This is a genomic window from Ochrobactrum sp. SSR, from assembly GCF_030067775.1.
GTDB lineage: Bacteria > Pseudomonadota > Alphaproteobacteria > Rhizobiales > Rhizobiaceae > Brucella > Brucella teleogrylli.
Genome location: NZ_CP125969.1, coordinates 974,112 through 996,072, shown reverse-complemented (window position 1 = coordinate 996,072; position 21,961 = coordinate 974,112). Strand labels below are relative to the sequence as shown.

The following is a 21,961-nucleotide window of genomic DNA, read 5'->3' as shown; positions in this document are numbered from 1 at the left end:
CCAATAAAATCAACTCTTGTGCAGGTGTTCTGCTCGGACCTTATGACGCTGGCGCGCAAAAGCGCATCAAAATTGCGTCACCGGTCACGAAAATGATCGTGAATGGTGCGTGCCATTGCCTCCGATATGCCGTCGATCTGCATCAGGTCTTCCATCGCCGCACGGGAAACAGCCTTTGCCGTTCCAAAATGATGCAGCAATGCGCGTTTGCGCGATGGACCGATTCCCGCAATTTCATCGAGCGGGTTCTTGACCATTTCTTTCTTGCGCCGTGCGCGATGCGTGCCGATGGCGAACCGGTGCGCCTCATCGCGCATGCGCTGGATGAAATAGAGAACCGGATCGCGCGGCGGCAGGGTGAAAGGCTGCTTGCCCTCCACGAAAAACCGTTCGCGTCCCGCTTCACGGTCCACGCCCTTGGCGATGCCGATTGCATTGACCAGATTGGCGATACCTATCTCGTTGAGAATCTGACGCACAGCCCCCACTTGCCCCTGTCCACCGTCAATGAGAATCACATCGGGCCAGGCCGGGAAACTGTCATTTATTTCAGGCACTTCAGGGCTTTCCGGATCGGGTGCTTCATCCGGCGCGCCATGCTCCTTCACCAGCCTTGAGAAGCGACGCTCGATCACTTCGCGCATCATGCCAAAATCATCGCCCGGCGTGATATCTGTCGAGCGGATATTGAACTTGCGATACTGGTTTTTGACGAACCCTTCCGGTCCGGCGACGATCATGCCACCGACGGCGTTCGTGCCCATGATGTGCGAGTTGTCGTAAACCTCGATGCGGCGTGGCGTACGCGCAAGGCCGAATGTCTCTGCCATGCCTTGCAGCAGGCGCGCCTGCGACGAGGTTTCGGCAAGTCTGCGGCCCAGCGCTTCGCGCGCATTGGTCAGGGCGTGATCGACAAGGTCCTTCTTCTCGCCACGCTGGGGCACATTGACCTGCACCTTATGACCGGCGCGGGTGGAAAGCGCCTCGGCGATGAGCGACTGTTCTTCCACGGCCTCAGACAGAAGCACAAGACGGGGGCAGGGCTTGTCGTCATAGAACTGCGACAGGAATGCGCCCAAAACTTCCGCCGGGCCAAGCGAGCTGTCGGCTTTTGGATAATAAGCGCGGTTGCCCCAGTTCTGGCCGGTGCGGAAGAAGAAGACCTGAATACAGGTCATGCCGCCTTCCTGATGGATGGCGAACACATCGGCTTCTTCGACCGTCTGCGGATTGATGCCCTGATGTGACTGGACATGCGAAAGCGCTGCCAGACGGTCGCGATAGACTGCCGCATGTTCGAAATCGAGATCGGCAGATGCCGCCTGCATGGCGGTGGCCAGATGGTCTTTCACCGACTGGCTCTTGCCGGACAGGAATGCTTTGGCCTCCGAGACCAGCTCGGCATAGTCGGCATCGCTGATTTCGCCCGTGCAGGGGCCGGAGCAGCGCTTGATCTGATAAAGCAGGCAGGGGCGGGTGCGGCTTTCGAATACCGAGATCGGTGCAGGTGCGCAGCAGAAAGGCGCGTTGCAGCGCATTGATCGTGCGTCCTACCGCGCCTGCCGAGGCAAAGGGGCCGAAATAGTCGCCCTTGCGAGAGCGTGCGCCGCGATGCTTGAAAATACCCGGCGCGCGATGATCGCCCGTCAGCAGAATATAGGGAAACGACTTGTCGTCGCGCATCAGCACATTGAAGCGCGGGCGCAATCGCTTGATCAGATTGGCTTCGAGCAGCAGCGCTTCGGTTTCGGTGCGCGTGACGACAAATTCCATCATCGCCGTCTCGCGGATCATCCGCACGATGCGATTCGAATGGGCTATGCCGCGCGCATAATTGGAAACGCGTTTCTTGAGATTGCGCGCCTTGCCGACATAGAGCACGTCACCATCGCTGTTGAACATGCGATAGACGCCGGGATTGTTCGGCAGGCGCTTGACGAAGGCGTTGATGATATCCTGACCGCTGAGACCTGCCGTATCCGGCAGTCCATCGGACGAGTCCCACTGGATCTGATCGGCCATTGAAGGCGTAGCAACAATTTCGGAACCGGTGTCGTCGCTGTCTTCATCATCTTCGGCTTCCGCATCGCCAATGATAATACCGGCCACGTCCTGCTCGTCGTCGGACGGCAAGCTAGAGCCAGTATCGTCATGGTTTTTGCGGTTGCCGCTCATTCAGTGATTCCTGCAATGTCGGGGGTTTCCCATGCCAGATGCTGCCCGCCGTCAAGCGCGATCATCTGGCCGGTAATGGAACGATTCTCCCAGAAGTAACGCACTGTGCGCCCGAATTCCGGCAATTCTGGCGCACGTTGCAAGGCGACCTTGCTGACCTGTCGTTCAAAATCACCCGGTCGCTGCCGCTCACTCGGCAAGGTGGGCCCCGGCGCAATGGCGTTGACGCGAATGCGCGGGGACAATGCCTGCGCAAGCGTGCGGGTTGCATTCCAAAGCGCTGTCTTGGACAACGTATAGGAGAAGAAGTTCGGATTGAGCTTCCAGACGCGCTGGTCGATCACGTTGACGATCAACCCGTCCACTGCTTCCGGCAGAGCCTTGGCCATTGCTTCGGAAAGCATGACCGGGGCTTTGAGATGAATTGCAAAATGCTTGTCCCACAAAGCCATGTCGAGATCACCAACCCGGTCATCCTCAAACAAGGACGCATTATTGACGAGCAGGCGGATCGGGCCGATCTGACGCTCTGCTTGCGCAATAAGGCCGCGCACATCCTGCTCGGATGAGAGGTCGGCCTGAACGACGCAGGCCGTTCCGCCGCGCGCAATGATGGCATCGGCAAGAGCCTGTCCTTCTTCGATGGAACGGTTGCAGTGGATCGCAACAGGGAAGCCATGGGCTGCGAGGTCTTCGACAATCGCCTTTCCGATGCGCCGTGCGCCGCCCGTCACGAGGACCGGACATTTTGCAAGCTGGCTGACTTCCTGTTCGTTCAACACGGTAAACACTTTCTTATCGAGATTCTCTCGTGATTTTCATGCCATTTTGCTCGTCAGATTGCATCCATTAATAGCGGGAAATACGTCCGCTACTGACAAAATGCGAGCAATATCAGTTGCTTCTCGTAGCGAGGGAGTGAGTTGATTGCCCCGCAACAATCCGCACCTGCTCATATAGTCACAAAAGCTTGGCGTTGCGAGAATGCAACATCGCATTTTTGCCATTTTCTCGTCGGGTTTTCTTCACAGAAGCGGGCATTTCGTGCCGCAATTACCGACGATACCTCCTCCCCATCAGCACGGCATGGGCAACTTCGAACTCCCAACATGCTGCCCGCCCGATAAGGGACCGTGTCAAACGTAATTTGTGTAAGGAGAATGCTATGCGCACTCTTAAGTCTCTCGTAATCGCCTCGGCTGCGCTGCTGCCGTTCTCTGCGACTGCCTTTGCAGCTGACGCCATTCAGGAACAGCCTCCTGTTCCGGCTCCGGTCGAAATGGCTCCCCAGAACACCTGGGCTGGCGGTTATACCGGTCTGTACCTCGGCTACGGCTGGAACAAGGCCAAGAACGACATCGTCGGCACCGTAAAGCCTGACGACTGGAAGGCTGGCGCTTATGCTGGCTGGAACTTCCAGCAGGACCAGTTCGTATACGGTGTTGAAGGTGACGCTGGTTACTCCTGGGCCAAGAAGTCCAAGGACGGTCTGGAAGTCAAGCAGGGCTTCGAAGGCTCGCTGCGTGCACGTCTCGGCTACGACCTGAACCCGATCATGCCATACATCACCGGTGGTATCGCTGGTTCGCAGGTTAAGCTGAGCGGCAATGGCGACGACGAAAGCAAGTTCCGCGTTGGTTGGACTGCTGGCGCCGGTATGGAAGCCAAGCTGACCGAAAACATCCTGGGCCGCGTTGAATACCGCTACACCCAGTTCGGTAACAAGGACTATGACCTCGGTGGCACCACCGTTGGCAACAAGCTCGACACCCACGACATCCGCGTCGGTCTCGGCTACAAGTTCTAATTATCTGATAATTGAACACGGAAAACCGGGTAGGCAACTGCCCGGTTTTTTGTTGCCCGAATTTTCTTCGGGCAGACAGGCCCTCAATAACCTTCCTGCTGTGCGGTATCGACCAGCCATTTACGAAAAGCGGTCATCGCATCCGTTTCCGGGCGCGATTGAAGTCGGGCCAGCCAGTAGCTGCCCATGGTCACCGTTTGCGGGAAGGGCTGGACGATTGTTTCGGCGTGAAGCTGCCGGGTGAACATCGACGGCGGCGCAAGCGCGACACCTGCACCTTGTATTGCAGCTTCCATCATGGCCAGCGACGAGATCGAACATGATGCTTTTGGGCAGCGGCATGTCGCCGGTGACGCCAGCAGCAGCAAACCATTGCGACCATTCATCGGCCCGATAGGACCGCAGCAGCGTATGGCGAACGAGATCAGGCGGGTTTTTCAGCTGGCTGGCTATGTCCGAAATGCACAAGGGCGAAAGCGGCGCTTCCAGAAGGCAGGTTGCCTCGACACCGTGCCACGCCCCGGACCCGAACCGAATCGCAAAATCCAGTCCCTCAGCGGCGATGTCGACGCGGTTATTGTTGGTTGAAAGCCGCAAATCGATAAACGGATGCGTGGTCTGAAAATCGCGCAGGCGAGGGATCAGCCAGCCGACGGCCAAAGTTCCGACCACACCAACGCGCAGAACCTCGCGATAATGTCCGCCTTCAAAACGTTCCAGCGTCCCGGCAATGTTATCGAAGGCCTCCCGCAAGGTGGGCAGCAGCGTTTCACCTTCATGGGTGAGCAGCAATCCGCGCGGCAAACGTTCGAACAGGGTGACATTGAGGCGGCTTTCGAGGCTTTTCACCTGATGGCTGACAGCGGCTTGGGTCACGCATAATTCGATTGCCGCCTTGGTGAAGCTGAGATGGCGTGCCGACGCCTCGAAGGCGCGCAGTGCATTCAGCGGAAGATGAGGCCGGACCATCGCTATACCCAAATTTTTCTAATGCCAGAGGCAAGATAACGTCGTTTGTTTCGGACGTATAGCTCGCTTATATCGAGAGTGCCGAATAGACGGGTTTTGATTCAATTCACCTGCATCCGGTTTAACGCGCGTTATTTCACATGAGAAAACACCGATTCCTTCCGCATGTCTCCCACGCGGCAGGGAAATCGGTTCACAATGAGGATTGCGTATAAATCATGAGAAAAACTACCGTTTCCGCCTTGAGCATAACTGCCGTCGCCAGCCTGTTGTCCAGTGTATCAGTACAGGCCGCAAACGCGCCGAGCGAGAAAGAGATCAGGCATCTGGTCGATGAAACGATCAAGACTGTCATGGCCGAACACAAGATTCCCGGAATGGCCGTGGCGGTTACGTCTGGCGGCGAGACCTACTTTTTCGGCTATGGCGTCGCCTCTAAGGAAAGCGGACAGAAGGTGACCGAAGACACGATCTTCGAGATTGGTTCCGTCTCCAAAACCTTTACCGCGACGCTCGGCGGGTTGGGGCTTGCGGAGGGCGCGTTTAACCCGGGCGATCCGGCGACGAAATACGCTCCCGAACTGGCAGGCAGCAGCTTCGACAAGGTCTCTATGCTCGATCTTGGCACTTACACTGCGGGCGGCTTGCCCCTGCAATTTCCAGACAGTGTCACCGACCACAAGACGATGATCGATTATTTCAGGAACTGGAAGCCGGATTATCCTGCGGGCACACAGCGCCGCTATTCAAATCCGAGTATCGGTCTGTTTGGTTATCTCGCTGCTCAAAGCATGGGCGAGCCCTTCGACAAGGTGATGGAAACAAGGCTCATTCCGGCCTTCGGCCTGAAGCACACATTCATCCAGGTGCCTGAAAGCCAGATGAAGAATTACGCCTATGGCTATTCGAAAGCCAACAAGCCGATCCGGGTGTCTCCCGGCGCCTTCGACGCGCAGGCTTATGGAATCAAGACCACTGCGCCGGACCTGATCCGTTTCGTTCAGTTGAATATGGACAGCACATCGCTTGATCAGCCGATGCAAAAGGCCGTAGCGGCCACGCATACCGGCTATTACAAGGTCGGTGACATGACACAGAGCCTTGGCTGGGAGCGTTACGCCTATCCGCTGAGTCTGAAAACGCTGCTTGGCGGCAACACCTCCGATATGGCGATGAAATCGCACAAAATCGAAAAGCTCGCCCCACCTTTGCAGCCGTCGGACGACATGCTGCTGAACAAGACCGGTTCGACCGGTGGTTTCGGGGCCTATGTGGCCTTTGTGCCGGGCAAAAAGATCGGCATTGTGATGCTTGCGAACCGCAATTATCCGAACGATGCACGGATCAAGGCCGGTTACCGCATCCTGAAGGCGCTGGACGGCAATCAATAATCGCTGAAAATACAAACGCCCCGGATAGCGGCTGCCATCCGGGGCATTTGAAAGCTTGGCGCAGAACTTAGCCTTGCGGCAGCAAAGCCGCCAGTTCCGGATGCAGTTCCCGATAACGCTTGATCCAGCGCTTCAGCTTCGGACGTCCACGTTCCCATTTGCCATCGAAGCGCAGCGCGAGATAGCCCAGCACAGCAGCGACGGCGATATGGCCCGCATGCAGCTTGCCCGCCAGACGCGGCGGGGCCTCATTGAGCAGGTCGAGCGCACGCTCGGCCTTGCGCCATTGCAGATCCAGCCATGGCTGGTGGATTTTATCTTCCGGGCGCAGGCGGCGTTCATAGACATGCGCGAGCAGAACGTCGGCCAGGCCATCGGCAATGGCTTCATAACGCTCGGCATCGGTGCGCTTTTCCGCGTTGCGCGGGAAAAGCTTGTTGCCGGAAACGCGGTTCAGATATTGGGTAATGGCGCGGCTGTCAAAAACGGCCTTGCCGTCATCGGTAACAAGGGTTGGAATCTTGCCAAGCGGATTGGCGCTGATGAGGTTCTCCGGCTCCGCCGACGTGTTCACGACCACGCTTTCAAAAGGGACGCCTGCATAATGCGCGGCCATGCGCACCTTCGCGCTGTAAGGCGAGGCGGGTGAATAGAGAATCTGCGTCATGTGTGATTCCTGAGAATGAAGATTATTGGGTTGCCGGCATCATGACCGAACGGCTGCGGCAGGCGTTATTATTAACCTCCTGGCAGGCGCGATATTGGAGATCCTTCGTCATGCAGATGCGCACTTCCTGAAGATAATTGCGCTGGCAGGTGACAGAAATGCCGCTGGCCTTCATGCCCGGATTGGCTGCAAGGAAGGCTTTTTCGACCAGCATTGGGTCAACCCGGCGGTCACCGCTTACATTGCGAAGGCTGGGCGGAATATTGACCTGCTCATAGGCGTTGCGCAGCGTGTCGAAATAATCGCGTTGGGACAGACCCGAGCAGCTTCCGTGCTTGCGCCATTCATGGCCTATCAATCCAGCGGCCGGCATGATGTCCGACAGGCTGGAAATAATCTGGCGCGGAACATAACCGCCGCGGCTGCGCACATTGTCGAGCTGGCAATTGGTCGGATAGCCCCATTCATTTTGGGGCCAGAGACCATGGGCGACGAAGCCGAAAGGGCGCTGGTTGTTGCATTGCTGCTTGTTGGCGCGACGGCCTTCCGACGCGCAATAGCTCGGTGACCAAGAAAGCGACAGCACATAGAAGTCGAAATCGCCGGGCACATCGCCATTGTCCTGGTCGTCAGCAAGAGCTGCACCCGACAATATTGTCGTCGCCATCAGGGCAATCGAAAGCAAAGCGCTTGGGACAGCCGCCAGTCTTCGCAGCATGGAACCTCCGGTCAGGTCAGCGGAGGACGCGGCAGCTTGGCGCGTCGTAGACATACCAGCGGTCGAAGCCTTCAACGCAGAATTCCACGTTGCGACCGACCGATGCAAAACCCTGACCTTCTTCGACCAGATACCAGACGGAACGGTATTGGCCGTCACTCAATACGGCGGTGGCCTTGCAATAGGTGCGTTCGATTTCTGCCGGGTTGGTCTTCGGCTCATAACGGGTCAGCTGAACATCGCTCATCGCTGAAATGCCGACTTGCGGCAGTTCGGGAACGTGGCGCACCTGATAGCCGAAACGCGAGACCACCGAGCGCAGCACGCTCTGCTGGTTGCAGACGGTGTTATCGACCACGGCTGGTGCAGACTGAAGATAATCGGCAGCGCTGGCGGGCAGGGCTGCAAAAGTCACCGGCAGGACGGAGGCGGCGAAGAGGGCGGCCCGCGAAAAGCGACCGAAGCGATCCAGTTTGCCCGAGGTAAGTTGCATGTCTCTATCCTGTCCCAAAATGCGAACGCGAAGCGCGCGCTTATGTCTGTGATAGCCGAAGCTTTGCTTCGCGCAGTTTCTTTCAGCGCGCGGCAGCGGTCAAGAGCGATCCGTCTCGCCGCGTATCCACCGAACACTGAAATTGCTACCCTTTTCTTCGGCCAGCAGTTTCGTAAGGCTGGGAAGCACGGTTTGCATCTCACTTTCGAGTGTATAGGGCGGATTCACGACAATCATACCGGTGCCATCGAGGCGCGGTTCGGATGAGGGCGGGCGAATCGCCAGCTCGATCTGCATGATCTTCGGAATCCCGGTTTCATGAAGCCGCTTGGCGAAGCGCTCGGTTTCCTTGCGGTCCTTCACCGGATACCACAGCGCATAAGTGCCGCCGCCGAAGCGCTTGTGCGCCTTGGCGAGACCATCCACCATACGGTCGAATTCGCCTTCAATTTCGAAAGGTGGATCAACGAGCACGAGGCCGCGTTTTTCCTTTGGCGGAAGATGCGCGCCAAGCGCCAGCCAGCCGTCGAGTTCAATGACGCGCACCTGATAATCGCCGTCGAAGCGCTTTGCCAGTTTGGCCGCATCCTGCGGGTGCAGTTCCAGCGCTGACAGGCGGTCCTGCTTGCGCAACAAATGCCGCGTCACATAAGGCGAACCAGGATAGTGGCGGAGTTTTCCGTCCGCGTTCACCGCACGCACCGCATCGAGATAAGGCTTGAGCAGTTCCAGCACTGCCGGTTCAATCTGGCCTTTTTCGACCGCTTCGATGACACGGTGAATGCCGCCGGTCCATTCGCCGGTCTTGCCCGCTTCGACGCCCTTCAGGTCGTAAAGTCCGATGCCCGCATGGGTGTCGATGACGCGAAAGGCCTGATCCTTGCGCTTCAGATAGTCGATGATACGGGCGAGGATGACGTGTTTGACGACATCCGCGAAATTTCCGGCGTGATAGGCGTGACGATAATTCATGATCGCGCTTGTTTCACGGCTTTCCGCTTTCGGCAAGAGGATACCAATTTCCGATTCGCCACGACTGTCATAAATGTGACATACAGCGGTCACCAACCGCATCTTCACCTGAGTCGAGCTTGCAATGTCCGGTGGCGTCCTTCTGATCGTCCTGTTTGGCGCGTTTCTTCACGCGAGCTGGAACGCCATCGTCAAAAGCAGCGGCGACAAGTTTTTCGCTGCCGCCAGCGTGACCGGCGCTGCCGGTTTTATCGCCTTGTTCATCGTGCCATTTTTGCCGATGCCGAATGCGGTCAGCTGGGTCTATATACTGATGTCGACCGTCACCCAGACTTTCTATATGTCGCTGGTGGCGGCGGCCTATAAATCCGGCGATATGAGCGAGGCCTATCCCATCATGCGCGGCACGCCGCCTTTGCTCGTTGCGCTGGTCAGCGCGCCGCTGGTGGGCGAGGTCATGGGCTGGAAGAGCTGGCTCGGCATTGTGTTCATCTGTTCGGGCGTGCTGGCCATGGCGCTGGAAGCAAGGCGGCGCAATCGCGGCACCTCCAGTCGCACGGCCATTCTGGCGCTGACCAATGCCGGGTTTATTGCCGGTTACACCATCATCGACGGTCTTGGCGTGCGGGCGTCGGGTGCGCCGCTTTCCTATACATTGTGGCTGTTTGTCATCAATGCCGTGCCGTTGGCGGGCTGGGCGCTCTATCGCGAGCCCGACCGTTTTATCAGCTATATGCGCAATCGCTGGCGTCCGGCGCTGATCGGCGGCGTGGGGACGCTCGGTTCCTACGGGCTGGCACTCTGGGCGATGACCATGGCGCCGATTGCCGTGGTGGCGGCCTTGCGTGAAACCGCCATCCTGTTTGGCATGATCATTTCTGCGGTCGTGCTGAAGGAAAAGGTAGGGTTGCCGCGTTTTGTGGCTGCGGCACTGATTGTGCTGGGTGCGATTACGCTTCGTCTGTCTTAGAGGTCCTACGTTGAAAACATATTTCGCCGTGTGAGCGCTTGCGGTAATAAAGAAATATGAACGAGCAAATTTCCATATCCAATATCAAGATCGGTCATTCGGCTTGCCCGCATGACTGCCCGTCCACCTGCGCGCTCGACGTCGAACTTCTGGACGAGCGCACCATCGGTCGTGTGCGCGGTTCGAAGGACAACAGCTATACGGCGGGGGTCATCTGCGCCAAGGTGGCGCGCTATGCCGAACGCGTTCATCATCCAGACCGGCTGAAACACCCTTTGATACGCTCCGGCGCTAAGGGCGCGGGCGAATGGAAACAGGCGTCCTGGGAAGCGGCGCTTGATCTGATTGCCGAACGGTTTTTGAAAGCCGAAGCCGAATATGGCAGCGAAAGCGTCTGGCCTTATTATTATGCTGGCACGATGGGGCTTGTTCAGCGCGATTCCATCAACCGTCTTCGCTTCGCCAAACGCTATTCCAATCAGTTCGACAGTTTTTGCACCAATATGGCCTGGACGGGCTATTTCGCCGGAACTGGTAGCCTGATCGGCCCGGACCCGCGCGAGATGAGCAAGGCTGACGTGGTGGTAATCTGGGGCACCAATGCTGCCGCCACGCAGGTTAATGTCATGACCCACGCCGTGCGTGCGCGCAAAGAGCGTGGTGCCAAGATCGTGGTCATCGACATTTATGCCAATGCGACCGTGCGACAGGCCGATATGGGCATCGTACTCAAGCCCGGTACGGATGGCGCCTTTGCTTGCGCCGTCATGCACGTGCTGTTCCGCGACGGCCTCGCCGATTGGGATTATCTGGAGCGCTACACCGACGACCCGAAGGGGCTGGAAGCGCATCTGGCAACCCGCACGCCGGAATGGGCCTCCGTTATCACTGGGCTGACGGTTGAGGAAATCGAAGCCTTCGCGCATCTGGTCGGCAAGACCAAGCGGACCTATTTCCGCCTTGGCTATGGCTTCACGCGGCAGCGCAATGGCGCGGTGAATATGCATGCCGCAGCCTCTATCGCCTGCGTGACCGGGGCATTCCTTTATGAAGGCGGCGGCGCGTTTCACTCAAACGCCAGCATCTTCAAATTCGACAAGCGCGAGATTGAAGGCCGGGCGATGCAGGATAAGACCATCCGCTTCCTCGACCAGTCGAAGATCGGGCGCGTTCTTACCGGCGATCGCGAGGCGCTTTATGACGGCCCGCCCGTCATGGCGATGCTCATCCAGAACACCAATCCGATGAATGTGACACCGGAACAGCGTCTTGTCCGCAAAGGTTTTGCGCGCGAGGACCTGTTCGTCACCGTGCACGAGCAGTTCATGACGGATACGGCCAAGATGGCCGATGTCGTGCTGCCCGCCACCACATTCCTGGAACATGACGATATATATCGCGGCGGCGGCCAGCAGCACGTGGTGCTTGGGCCAAAGCTAATCGAACCTTTAGCCGAGGCGCGACCGAATATTTTCGTCATCAACGAACTGGCCAATCGGCTCGGCGTTGGCCACCTTCCGGGCTTTTCTGTCGATGAGCGCACGCTGATTGACAATATGAACGCCAACAGCGATCTGCCGCATTTCGACGAACTGAGAGAGCGGCGTTTTGTGGACAAGCAACCGCCTTTCGAAGAAGCGCATTACATCAACGGCTTCAAATGGCCCGATGGCAAATTCCGCTTCCGCCCCGATTGGACGGGTAGTCCTGCACCGGACCGTCCGCCGGAAGTCATGGGCCTGCAAGGCGAGTTCCACTCGATCCCGGAATTCCCGGATTATTGGGAAGTCATTGAGGTGGCGGATGCCGAGCATCCGTTCCGGCTCGCGACATCACCGGCGCATAATTTCCTGAACTCGACTTTTGCCGAAACGCAGACCTCTATGGCCAAGGAAATCCGCCCGGAACTGCTGATTCATCCGGACGATGCGGCGGAACTTGGCATTGCCGATGGCGAGCGGATCGAGATCGGCAATCATCGCGGCGAAGTGGTGCTGCACGCCGTGCTTCGCGCTGGTCAAAAACGCGGCGTGGTGGTGTCGGAAGGCATTTTTCCAAACACGTCATTCGAGCGCGGCGAGGGGATCAATACGCTGCTCGGTGCGGAGCCCGCCGCTCCTTATGGCGGTCTGGCGGTGCATGACACAAAGATCTGGATCAGAAAACTTGCGTAATAAAAAGCCGCGCCGAATGTCTTCGGCGCGGCTTTTCCGTAAAGCAGGCTAACGATTAACCGGCGTAGTTCAGCTTCAGCTTGGACACACCAACAGCTGCATTGAGGCCACGCTGGCCCTGAACCGAAATCGGCTGCAGCGAAATCGTCTTCCAAGAACCACCCGTCAGGATGTTCGTGCCGAAACCGATGCCGATGGCTGCATTGGCCGAAGCGCCGACATAACGGCCCTTGAGTGCGCCTTCCGGACGAACGGTCGGAGCCCAGACGGCCCAGGCGACAGTGCCGCCATTGATAAAGCCGACGTCAACGCCGAGCTTGGTGATCGTTCCGGTGTAATGTTCCAAAGGATTACCACGGCGCGCAGGGCGGAACACACAATCAACCTCCTGCTGGCTGCCGATGATCACACCGATCGCCGGGGAAATGTCGCAGGTCAGGGTGCCGACTTCCGAACGCGGCTGCGTGCGACCCGAAGCGGGAGGAGCTACGAAGTCTGCCGCGATGGCGGGAGCGGTGACAGCAATGCCGGAGATGACGGCCATTGCGGACAGGAAGGAAGTCGAAAAACGGAGAGACATGATCTTGTCCTCTTCTTGAACACATATTGAAAGAGACGGGGCTGCATAGGCTCGTCTCAATAACGGGGATTGCCGAAGCAAGTTCCGTTACAAATCTGAATTAGAGCTTTTTGCGGGAAATTAAAGTTTTATTAACAAAAAAACTTGGGGTGTGATGAATTTGTCGCGCATATGCGCGGAAGCGCCCTCAGGCGCTCACGAGCATCGCGTCGGCTAGAGACGCATCATCGTCCTTCTGGCCATTCGCAAACTGCCGCAGAACGAGCGGATAAATCCGATGTTCGGCTTTCAAAACACGTGCCGCCAGCGTGTCGGCAGTGTCGCCGTCGATGACCGGCACGGCAGCCTGAGCCAAAATGGGGCCTTCGTCCATGCCTTCCGTCACAAGATGCACGGTGCAGCCTGCAAGTTTCACACCGGCGTCGATAGCGCGCTGATGTGTGTGGAGGCCCGGAAAAAGTGGCAGCAGGGAAGGGTGGATGTTGAGGATGCGTCCTTCATAGGGCGCGATAAAACGCCCGGACAGAAGCCGCATATAGCCAGCGAGGCAGAGGAAATCAGGCTTCAGCGCAGCCAGCGCGGCGAGGATCGCATCTTCATGCTCTTCCTTCGACGCAAAATCCCTGCGCGTGAAAACTTGTGTGGCAACGCCAGCGGCTTCCGCCTTGGCAAGGCCGCCTGCATCTGCCTTGTCGGAGAAGACAGCCACAATCTCAACGGGGAAGTCGGGCGCCTGCGCAGCCCGGATCAGCGCCTCCATATTGGAGCCGCCGCCCGAGATGAAAATAACGGCCCGCTTGCGGCTCATAGTGCGAGCGTGCCCTTATAGACGACGCCGTCCTTTTCGCGTGCGATCATGCGACCGAGCGTGACGACCTGTTCGCCTTCAGCCACGAGGGCCGCGACCACTTCGTCAACCTTTTCAGGCGTGACGACGGCGATCATGCCGATACCACAATTGAAGGTACGCAGCATTTCATTGGCTTCCACGTTGCCGGTCTTGGCAAGCCAGGAGAAAACGGGCGGTACGGCGATGGCCGTCAGGTTGATTTCGGCAGCGAGACCTTCCGGCAGAACGCGCGGAATATTGTCGGGGAAACCGCCGCCGGTGATATGCGCCAACGCCTTGATACCATCCGAAGCGCGGATGGCTGCAAGCAGCGGCTTCACATAAATGCGGGTCGGGGTGAGTAGCGCTTCACCCAACGTCGAACCCGGCTGGAATGGCGCATCGGACTTCCAGCCAAGGCCGGACAGTTCAACAATGCGGCGCACCAGCGAAAAGCCGTTGGAATGAACGCCGGAAGAGGCGAGGCCAAGAATGATATCGCCTTCGGCAATATCGCCGCGCGGCAACAGCCGGTCGCGCTCTGCCGCGCCCACGGCGAAACCGGCGAGATCGTAGTCGCCGTCGCGATACATTCCGGGCATTTCAGCGGTTTCGCCGCCGATCAGCGCCGAGCCAGCCTGACGACAGCCTTCGGCAATGCCTGCAACGATGTCCACGCCCTGATCGGGCGACAGCTTGCCGGTGGCATAATAATCGAGGAAGAAAAGCGGCTCCGCACCCTGTACAACCAGATCGTTCACGCACATGGCGACGAGGTCGATACCAACGGTGTCATGCTTGTCAGCGTCGATGGCGATCTTCAACTTGGTGCCCACGCCGTCATTGGCGGCGACCAGAACCGGGTCCTTGAAGCCTGCCGCTTTCAGATCGAACAGGCCGCCGAAACCGCCGATCTCGCCATCCGCACCGGGACGGCGCGTCGAACGCACGAGTGGCTTGATCTTTTCAACCATCAGGTTGCCGGCATCGATATCGACACCTGCCTGCGCATAGGTCAGGCCATTATGGCCGTCGAGCTTGTTTTCCGAGGACATGGCCTGCTCCTGAAACTGGGTGCTATCCACTAGGGTCTAAACTCGATTAGGTTTCGGGCGCGGCGCGAGCTGGATTTTGTTTTAGAATAGGAGAAAAGACCGTGATGGAGTAAATCTCCATGAGGGCTTTTCGACGCATTCTGGGACAAAATCCACCGCGTTCCTTCGGAATATGACGGAAATCCCTCATCTTTTCGTCGCGAACACTTGATGGAGATACACTCCACCTTCGCGTTCGCTCCTAAAGCTGAGCGATTTTCGCTCATACCGCGCTCCAAATCCTAATCGAGTTCAGACCCTAGCGCGCAATGCCACGAGATGGCGCTGCCCGCAAGGTCAAGAAGCGGGAAAAGCGCAAAACTCTGCTGGATTCTGCCCAGTTTTTCGCATGATCGGTCGTCGTCGTGCCGATGACTGCGTTTGTCGCATGGCTTTGCATTTCGCGCGGGCCAGTCTACTCTTAGTACGAAATGAGCCGAGCATCAGCGATAAGATGCCGGTAATGCAATTCTGATATTGTTTTGCCAGCAGATATTTGCAGAGAACGGAACCATATGGTCAAGAAGCCGACGCCGACACGCCAGACAAGCGCCAGAACAGATACCAACCAGACGGCTGGCAGCAAAGTCATTCGCCAGACGGATGCCATCGCTTCGGATGGCAATATCCACGTCAATGTCGAAGTCGGCAGTTTGACGGGAACGACGGTGCGGCGTCAGGCGATGTTCTGGCTCGCGACAATGGCCTTGTTCGTTCTGTTTCTGGTGGTGTTCAGCTCGGTTCTGCTGCCTTTTGTGGCGGGCATGGCTCTGGCTTACTTCCTCGATCCCGTGGCTGACAGGCTCCAGCGTTTCGGCCTGTCGCGTCTGACTGCAACTGTCGTCATCCTGCTGGTTTTTCTGATTGCGCTCGTCGTCGGGCTGATGATCATCGTGCCAATTCTGGCGACGCAGCTTGCCGATTTCATTTCCAAACTGCCCGGATACATCACGCAATTGCAGTCGTTGCTCGCTAACGAAAACTCGCAATGGCTGAAGAAATATATCGGCATCGACAGTTCGGTCATTCAGCAAAATCTCAGCGCGCTGGTTCAGCAGGGTGCCGGTTTCATGACCACACTGCTCCAGTCCCTGTGGAATTCGGGGAAATCCTGATCGATATTGCGGGACTTTTCGTCGTCACGCCGGTCGTCGCTTTCTACATGCTTCTCGACTGGGACCGGATGGTCAATCGCATCGATTCCTGGGTGCCACGGGCGCAGCTTCACACGGTGCGCCAGATCGCGCGCGAAATGAATGCAGCGGTTGCAGGCTTCATTCGCGGGCAGGGCACGCTCTGCCTCATTCTGGGCACGTATTATGCCCTGGGACTGACCCTGACGGGGCTCAATTTCGGCCTGCTGATCGGCTTTTTTGCCGGTCTGATCTCCTTCATTCCCTATATCGGCTCGTTCGTCGGTCTGGCACTCGCCATTGGTGTGGCGTTGGTGCAGTTCTGGCCAGACTGGATCATGATCTGTGCCGTCGCGGCGGTGTTTTTCATCGGCCAGTTCGTGGAAGGAAACATCCTCCAGCCCAAGCTGGTTGGCTCGTCGGTTGGCCTCCATCCGGTATGGCTCATGTTCGCTCTGTTCGCGTTCGGTTCACTGTTCGGCTTCACCGGAATGCTGGTCGCTGTGCCCGCTGCGGCGGCAGTCGGGGTGCTTGTGCGTTTTGCCTTGAATCGCTATCTCAATTCACCGATGTACGATCCAGCCTTTCGTCGTCGCGACCCGGATGCGGGGCCGCTGATCGAGGCAGGCGAGAATGCAGGCCCGAATGCAGGCAGGGACAAATGAGACTGAACCGCAATCTGGACGGGTGTGCGGGAGGCAGCGATGCGTGACGCCCCGCGTCAGATTCCGCTGAATCTCGAACACCAGCCCGGTTATCACCGCGAAGACCTGATCGTCACGGGCTCGAACCGTGCGGCGGTTGACCTTATCGACCGCTGGCCGAACTGGGTATCGCCGGTTACGATCCTGGCCGGGCCTACCGGTGCGGGCAAGACGCATCTCGCCGAAATCTGGCGCGCAGGTACAGATGCGCTTCTGGTCGATCCCGCGCGGATTACCGATGAAATCGTTCAGGCTGCGGCAGAGCGCGCCGTGCTGATTGACGATATTGGCGGCGCGCCGTTCGATGAAACGGGGCTGTTTCACCTCATCAACAGCGTTCGCCAGCATGCCGCGCAGGGTTTCGGGCCGTCACTCCTGATGACGTCGCGCCTGTGGCCCGCGAACTGGAACGTAAAGCTGCCCGATCTCGCTTCGCGGCTGAAAGCGGCCACCGTGGTGGAAATCGCCGAGCCGGACGATCTTTTGTTGTCGGGTGTCATTCACAAGCTTTTTGCCGATCGTCAGGTCAGCGTTGAGCCGCATGTCGTGACCTATCTGGTCAGCCGGATTGAACGTTCGCTCCTGTCTGCGATCCAGATTGTCGACAAGCTCGACCGGGCGGCTCTGGAACAGAAAACCCGCATCACGCGGGCGCTGGCGGCGCAGGTGCTGGCTGATACGGATGGCCAAACGGGCGACAAGGCAGGCTGACGGTGAAGATTGTCGTCACGGGGGCAGGCGGGTTTATCGGCAGCGCGCTTGTGCAGCAGCTGTATGACGAAGGGCATCAGGTCACGCCCCTCTCTCGCAACGATCTGGCGAATGCGTATTTCTCCGGCACGGAGTCCGTTGTGCACTGCGCGGCCCTTGCCCATCGCACGGGCGCGGAACGACCGGACGCTGATGCTTTCGATGCCGTCAATCACCGACTGACTGTTGAACTGGCCGAAAAGGCGAAACAGGCGGGCGTGAAACGCTTCGTCTTCGTTTCAACCATCTATACCATTGCCGGAAATCCAACGCCGTTGACGCCCGACATGCCACTATCGCCGAGGGCAGACGACGATTATGGACGCGCTAAGGCGAAGGCGGAAGCGGCGCTGCTGGCGATGACCGGCATCGAGGTTGTCATTGCGCGTCCCGTACTCGTCTACGGTCCCGGTGCACGCGCCAATCTCCGGGCCTTGATGAAGCTCTGCGATAGTGCATTTCCGCTACCGTTCGGCATGGCGAACAACCAGCGCAGCTTCGTATCCTTGCAGAATGCCGCCCGCGCACTTGCTTTCCTATCGCAAGCTCCGGCTGAAAAAGTCGCGGGGCGGGTGTTCCATCTGGCTGAACCCAAACCGCGTTCAACCCGGCAACTGGTATCCATCGCCCGTAAGGCTATGGGGCGTCCGACGCGCCTTCTGCCCGTGCCGCCAATGCTGATGCGCCTGCTGCTGACGGCACTCGGCAAAAAGGGGCTCTATGAGCAGCTGTTCGGTGATCTGACAGCGGACACGTCGTCACTGACCGGCGCCGGGTTTGAATATCTTCCTGGCGATCCGCAGATTGCAGCCATGGCTGCGGAATTTAAAAAAAGCCTAATTCTTATCTCCAACCGCCTTGGGCGGGACGATGCGGGACTGCGTCTGTAGAGGCGCGCTTTTAGCGATCTCGGGCTTCTTCGTGACCGAGCCGGTGATCAGCGTTGCGCTGTCGGGCTTGTTGCGACCGCCGACAAGCTGATCTTCATGAACCCAGCCAATCATATTGGTCTTAGGCACGATGACGCGATGCCAGCGCCCTGTCTTGCCGTAAGAGCGCATCTCGCGTCCCTTTGCGACGGTGCCGATGGCTGCGGATTTGTCCCATGCATTCTTGTGAATGGTCAGCTGCGTCCGGGCGTAGACGACCGAAGGCGAATGCGCAGGCGTGTTGACGCCACGCGGCGGCATCATATGCGGGCCGGTCGGCGCTGAGGCGACGAGTTGATTGGTCGGGCGTGGCGGCTTCGGCGCTTGAACGGTGACTTGAGTTGGGGCTTGAGCCGCCGCCTGCTGAACGGGCTTCGGAGCGACAGGCGCTACGGGCGCTGACGGACGCGGTACAGGGCCGACGGCTGCACCATAGTCCTTGTCTTTGTCCTTCGACGGTGCGGTCGTTTCTGGAGCCTTCGCGGTAACCGTGGGCTTGCTTTCCGTACGGGGCGGGGTCGATGCAAAAGGATTGGTCGCGGAGCGCTGGAAAAGTGCCGTCAGCGCGGCTTGCGGGCTTTTGTGTTGCGACGTGGCCCATAGGCTGAAGGCGCCAAGTCCGAGAATGGCCGCCAACGCCAGAACAGGCGCAGACGAACCAGATCCGCCCTTGGAGGAGCGGGACCTCTTTTTCGGTGCAGCTTTTCGGGTGGGCTTCCGTGCAGCCATATGTCTGACCCCTGTTCGAATCGCGATGGCTAGACGCTAACAAGTCTTCCTTCGCATTTCGTTACCTGGCGCTTAACGGGCAAGGGCAGGCCACAAACGGAAAACGCCGCTTTCGCGGCGCATCCAATTCTTCGAGAAGAGGCTAATCAGTGTCCGGACGTCTTGCCGTCACAAGAAGTCTCGCCGGAAACCTTATCCTGTTGTTTCTGGTTCGATTCCTGCTCTTCAACTGCGTCACGCCACTGTGCCCATTCGCGTTCGTGACGACGATAAAGTTCATCGGAAACAGTCTGGATACTCATTTTGATCCTCCGTTCATCTGGCGATGCAGATAACACGGAGCTGCCCAGAACGTTGCATCACAAAGCGTAAGCACTTGAAATCTAAATCGGTTTATATGTTTATAACCTTTTAGAGGTCAGTTTTCCTCGACGGAAACACCGCCTTCTCCGATTTTTAACTCGATCCCGGCGGGTTTCGTCTCTTCGCGATAGACGTAAAAAGCCAGACCGGCGGCAACGACGATCAATGCGCCGATAATCAGATAAAGCCCGTTTCTGTTCACATTCAACTCCTTAACGTGAGGGGTAAGAATGGAACGCCCGAATGCGCCATCGGTTCCGATAAAGAAAACCCACGCGGCCATGCGCTCGCGTGGGTTGTTGCGGACTTGATCGGCAATCAGTGCGTTATGGCAGGCAGGGTTTCCGCCGGAACCATATGGGTAAATGGCGGCAGATAGGCCTGTGCCATCACGAGAAGACCGATGAGCGACGCCAGCGCAACCGAGTGGAAGAACACATAGCGCAGGATCTTCGACTCATGCCCGTACCACTGGGTTGCCGTGGACGCGACAACGATGGATTGCGCATCGATCATCTTGCCCATGACGCCACCCGACGAGTTGGAGGCAGCCATCAGTACTGGCGAGAGCCCGAGCTGCTCGGCGGTAATCTTCTGCAAGCCGCCGAAAAGAACGTTGGATGCCGTGTCCGAGCCGGTGAGGGCAACGCCGAGCCAGCCCAGCATCGCGCCGAAGAACGGATAGACCCAGCCGGTCTGCGCGAATGCAAGGCCAAGCGTGGCATCCGTGCCGGAATAGCGGGTGACATAGCCCAGCGCCAGCATGGCCGCGATGGTGATGAGCGAGAAGCGCACCACATAGGCGGTCTTGCCGTATTCCTTCAAAAGCTTGAACGGATTGAAACCCAGCACTAGCCCCGCCACGATGGCGGAAAGCAGGATGCCTGACCCGGTGGCCGACAGCAGATTGAGCGTATAGACCGCCGCTTCCGCATGAGCTTCGGCGACGACGGGCGGCACCTTGAACACCAGATTATGCAGATAAGGCACCTGCACTTTCAGCACCCAGAGTGAGTCGAGCCATGCACGGAACTGTGGCGTGCCCCACAGAAACACGAAGACTGACAGAATCAGCCATGGCAACCACGCACGGAAAACGATTCCGCTCGCATGTTGCTGCGGTGGCGTATAGGACGCGGCGACTTCGTCGGCATCGAGGCTGGTGGAAGTCCAGATGCGTTTCGGCTGCCATATTCTCAGAAATCCGGCGAGCGCTGCCATGGAACAGACGGCGGCAACCACGTCGACCAGCCACGGACCATGGAAGTTTGAAACCAGATATTGCGGAATCGCAAAGGCCACACCGGCAACCAGCAAGGCAGGCCAGACTTCCAGCATGCCCTTGCGTCCGGCAAAGGCCCAGATCAGCCAGAAGGGCACGATAACCGAGAAGAACGGCAATTGCCGCCCGATCATGCCTGATAGTTGCAGAAGATCGATGCCGGTCACGGCGGAAAGCGCGATGACTGGTGTTCCAAGCGCGCCATAGGCCACAGGCGCGGTGTTTGCGATCAGCGACAGGCCGGCTGCCGGGAGAGGGGCAAAGCCCAGTCCCATGAGCATCGCCGCAGTGACCGCAACTGGCGTGCCGAAACCAGCCGCTCCTTCAAAGAAGGCGCCGAAGGAAAAGGCAATGAACAGCAGCTGCAGACGGCGATCCGGCGTAATCCCGGCGATCGAGTCGCGCAGAATGTTGAATTGCCCGGTCTGTTCAGTAAGGCGATAGAGAAAAATGACGTTCAGGATAATCCAGCCGATGGGCAAAAGCCCGTAGGCCGCGCCATAGACGGCAGTTGCGCCTGCCTTGTCGGCGGGCATACCAAATCCTACAACGGCGATGATGAGAGCGGTCAGAAGACCGAGTATTGCTGCAGTATGAGCTTTCATATGGAGAAAGCCGATGCCGCCCAACAGGACGACAATTGGCAAAGCGGCAAGCAATGTTGACCAGAACATGCTGCCCAAAGGGTCGTATACTTGATTCCAGGGCATGGTTTCCTCCCTTCCTGGACTGAAAAACGTTCCTCTCTTCAATGCAAAATGCTTCACCGGTCTGTCTGCCGATGAAGAGGCAACTGACACCATCCTCTCCCCGGAGGTGCCTATTGCTGATTGTTGACTTCTTTAGACGATTGATTGGTAAACTTACTTTACCAGGACTGTCAATTCGGGCTCTTCTGCTACTTTAGGCATGGATATGCTGCTCGTGCAGGAGAAAAGACTGTGTTTGTTCAAATGACGTAACGTCAGGACTTGTTCTGATTCGGGAAAAGCATGCGCCAATACAGGCCGCTTTTTCGTCGTTATTTCAGCGCATATTGGAAGGCCTCTTTGAGAGGAGGCTGTCATGGTCACGCGCACATTGCCGCCGAAGGAATTCGAGGCACAGAATGTTCGTCAGGGCAGGCAGGGAACCCAGGTTCTGACCGTGTTGATTGTCAGTCTGATGGCATCCCTCGTCGTGTGGATGTTTGTCGGGCTGTTCGGGTAGAACCGGGCAGTTAGAGCGGCACT

At 57.9% G+C, this 21,961-nt stretch carries 19 protein-coding genes and 3 pseudogenes; 8 read left to right on the top strand and 14 right to left on the bottom strand.

Annotated features, from left to right (window positions below; all coding sequences use genetic code 11):
• Window positions 1-77: 77 nt before the first annotated feature.
• Together uvrC and QLQ11_RS04770 are read right to left on the bottom strand one after the other, a co-directional pair.
• Window positions 78-2,175 (bottom strand): annotated as a pseudogene (uvrC, locus tag QLQ11_RS04775) (excinuclease ABC subunit UvrC).
• Window positions 2,172-2,966, bottom strand: a complete 795-nt coding sequence (locus QLQ11_RS04770) for an SDR family oxidoreductase (RefSeq protein WP_371835923.1) — start codon at window positions 2,964-2,966, stop codon at window positions 2,172-2,174. The pseudogene uvrC and the gene QLQ11_RS04770 overlap by 4 nt, the downstream one beginning before the upstream one ends.
• A 374-nt stretch (window positions 2,967-3,340) precedes the next feature.
• On the opposite strand from QLQ11_RS04770, the gene omp25 reads away from it, so the two are divergent.
• Window positions 3,341-3,982, top strand: coding sequence for an outer membrane protein Omp25 (gene omp25 / locus QLQ11_RS04765; protein ID WP_109368681.1), 642 nt, complete (start codon window positions 3,341-3,343; stop codon window positions 3,980-3,982).
• Window positions 3,983-4,065: 83 nt separating this feature from the next.
• Here omp25 and QLQ11_RS04760 read toward each other — a convergent pair.
• Window positions 4,066-4,951: pseudogene (locus tag QLQ11_RS04760) on the bottom strand (LysR substrate-binding domain-containing protein).
• Between the two features lie 218 nt (window positions 4,952-5,169).
• On the opposite strand from QLQ11_RS04760, the gene ampC reads away from it, so the two are divergent.
• Window positions 5,170-6,342, top strand: a complete 1,173-nt coding sequence (gene ampC, locus QLQ11_RS04755; protein WP_283735795.1) for a class C beta-lactamase — start codon at window positions 5,170-5,172, stop codon at window positions 6,340-6,342.
• Between the two features lie 67 nt (window positions 6,343-6,409).
• Here the strand turns inward: ampC and QLQ11_RS04750 are convergent, their stop codons facing one another.
• The 4 genes from QLQ11_RS04750 to QLQ11_RS04735 all read right to left on the bottom strand — a co-directional run bounded on the left by QLQ11_RS04750 (window position 6,410) and on the right by QLQ11_RS04735 (window position 9,192).
• Window positions 6,410-7,009, bottom strand: a complete 600-nt coding sequence (locus QLQ11_RS04750) for a glutathione S-transferase (protein WP_121535632.1) — start codon at window positions 7,007-7,009, stop codon at window positions 6,410-6,412.
• Window positions 7,010-7,031: 22 nt separating this feature from the next.
• Entirely contained in the window at window positions 7,032-7,727 is a 696-nt protein-coding gene (locus QLQ11_RS04745; protein ID WP_109368685.1) for a ribonuclease T, read from the bottom strand.
• A gap of 16 nt (window positions 7,728-7,743) precedes the next feature.
• Window positions 7,744-8,220 (bottom strand): phage portal protein, encoded by a 477-nt coding sequence (locus QLQ11_RS04740; RefSeq protein ID WP_121535638.1) that lies wholly within the window; start codon window positions 8,218-8,220, stop codon window positions 7,744-7,746.
• 99 nt (window positions 8,221-8,319) lie between these two features.
• A complete protein-coding gene (locus tag QLQ11_RS04735; RefSeq protein ID WP_121536286.1) occupies window positions 8,320-9,192 on the bottom strand; it encodes a 23S rRNA (adenine(2030)-N(6))-methyltransferase RlmJ in 873 nt (290 codons plus the stop codon).
• Window positions 9,193-9,316: 124 nt separating this feature from the next.
• Between QLQ11_RS04735 and QLQ11_RS04730 the strand changes: the two genes are divergently transcribed.
• Window positions 9,317-10,162 (top strand): DMT family transporter, encoded by an 846-nt coding sequence (locus tag QLQ11_RS04730; protein ID WP_121535641.1) that lies wholly within the window; start codon window positions 9,317-9,319, stop codon window positions 10,160-10,162.
• 56 nt (window positions 10,163-10,218) lie between these two features.
• Window positions 10,219-12,336: a molybdopterin oxidoreductase family protein gene (locus tag QLQ11_RS04725; protein WP_121535644.1), complete on the top strand. Its 2,118-nt coding sequence runs from the start codon at window positions 10,219-10,221 to the stop codon at window positions 12,334-12,336.
• A gap of 55 nt (window positions 12,337-12,391) precedes the next feature.
• Here the strand turns inward: QLQ11_RS04725 and QLQ11_RS04720 are convergent, their stop codons facing one another.
• From QLQ11_RS04720 to purM, 3 genes are all read right to left on the bottom strand, one after another.
• Window positions 12,392-12,916, bottom strand: a complete 525-nt coding sequence (locus QLQ11_RS04720; protein WP_109368689.1) for a DUF992 domain-containing protein — start codon at window positions 12,914-12,916, stop codon at window positions 12,392-12,394.
• 187 nt (window positions 12,917-13,103) lie between these two features.
• The gene (gene purN, locus QLQ11_RS04715; RefSeq protein WP_121535647.1) at window positions 13,104-13,724 is read right to left on the bottom strand and encodes a phosphoribosylglycinamide formyltransferase; all 621 of its coding nucleotides are present in this window, start codon (window positions 13,722-13,724) and stop codon (window positions 13,104-13,106) included.
• Window positions 13,721-14,800 carry a phosphoribosylformylglycinamidine cyclo-ligase gene (gene purM, locus QLQ11_RS04710; protein WP_109368691.1) on the bottom strand — a complete coding sequence of 360 codons (1,080 nt, stop codon included), beginning with the start codon at window positions 14,798-14,800 and terminating at the stop codon, window positions 13,721-13,723. Before purM ends, purN begins: the two co-directional genes overlap by 4 nt.
• Window positions 14,801-15,354: 554 nt before the next feature.
• On the opposite strand from purM, the pseudogene QLQ11_RS04705 reads away from it, so the two are divergent.
• The 3 genes and pseudogenes from QLQ11_RS04705 (at window position 15,355) to QLQ11_RS04695 (ending at window position 18,316) form a co-directional block, all read left to right on the top strand.
• A pseudogene (locus tag QLQ11_RS04705) lies at window positions 15,355-16,637 on the top strand (AI-2E family transporter).
• Between the two features lie 39 nt (window positions 16,638-16,676).
• The gene (gene hdaA / locus QLQ11_RS04700) at window positions 16,677-17,387 is read left to right on the top strand and encodes a DnaA regulatory inactivator HdaA (RefSeq protein WP_121535653.1); all 711 of its coding nucleotides are present in this window, start codon (window positions 16,677-16,679) and stop codon (window positions 17,385-17,387) included.
• 2 nt (window positions 17,388-17,389) lie between these two features.
• Window positions 17,390-18,316, top strand: coding sequence for an NAD-dependent epimerase/dehydratase family protein (locus QLQ11_RS04695; RefSeq protein WP_371835922.1), 927 nt, complete (start codon window positions 17,390-17,392; stop codon window positions 18,314-18,316).
• Here QLQ11_RS04695 and QLQ11_RS04690 read toward each other — a convergent pair.
• The 4 genes from QLQ11_RS04690 to QLQ11_RS04675 all read right to left on the bottom strand — a co-directional run bounded on the left by QLQ11_RS04690 (window position 18,263) and on the right by QLQ11_RS04675 (window position 21,439).
• Window positions 18,263-19,084 carry a hypothetical protein gene (locus tag QLQ11_RS04690; RefSeq protein WP_121535659.1) on the bottom strand — a complete coding sequence of 274 codons (822 nt, stop codon included), beginning with the start codon at window positions 19,082-19,084 and terminating at the stop codon, window positions 18,263-18,265. The two genes, QLQ11_RS04695 and QLQ11_RS04690, sit on opposite strands and share 54 nt — an antisense overlap.
• A gap of 146 nt (window positions 19,085-19,230) precedes the next feature.
• Window positions 19,231-19,386 (bottom strand): hypothetical protein, encoded by a 156-nt coding sequence (locus QLQ11_RS04685; protein ID WP_167836021.1) that lies wholly within the window; start codon window positions 19,384-19,386, stop codon window positions 19,231-19,233.
• A 116-nt stretch (window positions 19,387-19,502) separates the two neighbouring features.
• Window positions 19,503-19,649 carry a hypothetical protein gene (locus QLQ11_RS04680; protein WP_119045079.1) on the bottom strand — a complete coding sequence of 49 codons (147 nt, stop codon included), beginning with the start codon at window positions 19,647-19,649 and terminating at the stop codon, window positions 19,503-19,505.
• Window positions 19,650-19,765: 116 nt separating this feature from the next.
• Complete coding sequence (locus tag QLQ11_RS04675; protein ID WP_121535662.1) at window positions 19,766-21,439, bottom strand: L-lactate permease; 1,674 nt, start codon at window positions 21,437-21,439, stop codon at window positions 19,766-19,768.
• A 355-nt stretch (window positions 21,440-21,794) separates the two neighbouring features.
• Between QLQ11_RS04675 and QLQ11_RS04670 the strand changes: the two genes are divergently transcribed.
• Entirely contained in the window at window positions 21,795-21,938 is a 144-nt protein-coding gene (locus QLQ11_RS04670) for a hypothetical protein (protein WP_167836022.1), read from the top strand.
• The last annotated feature ends 23 nt before the right edge of the window (window positions 21,939-21,961 follow it).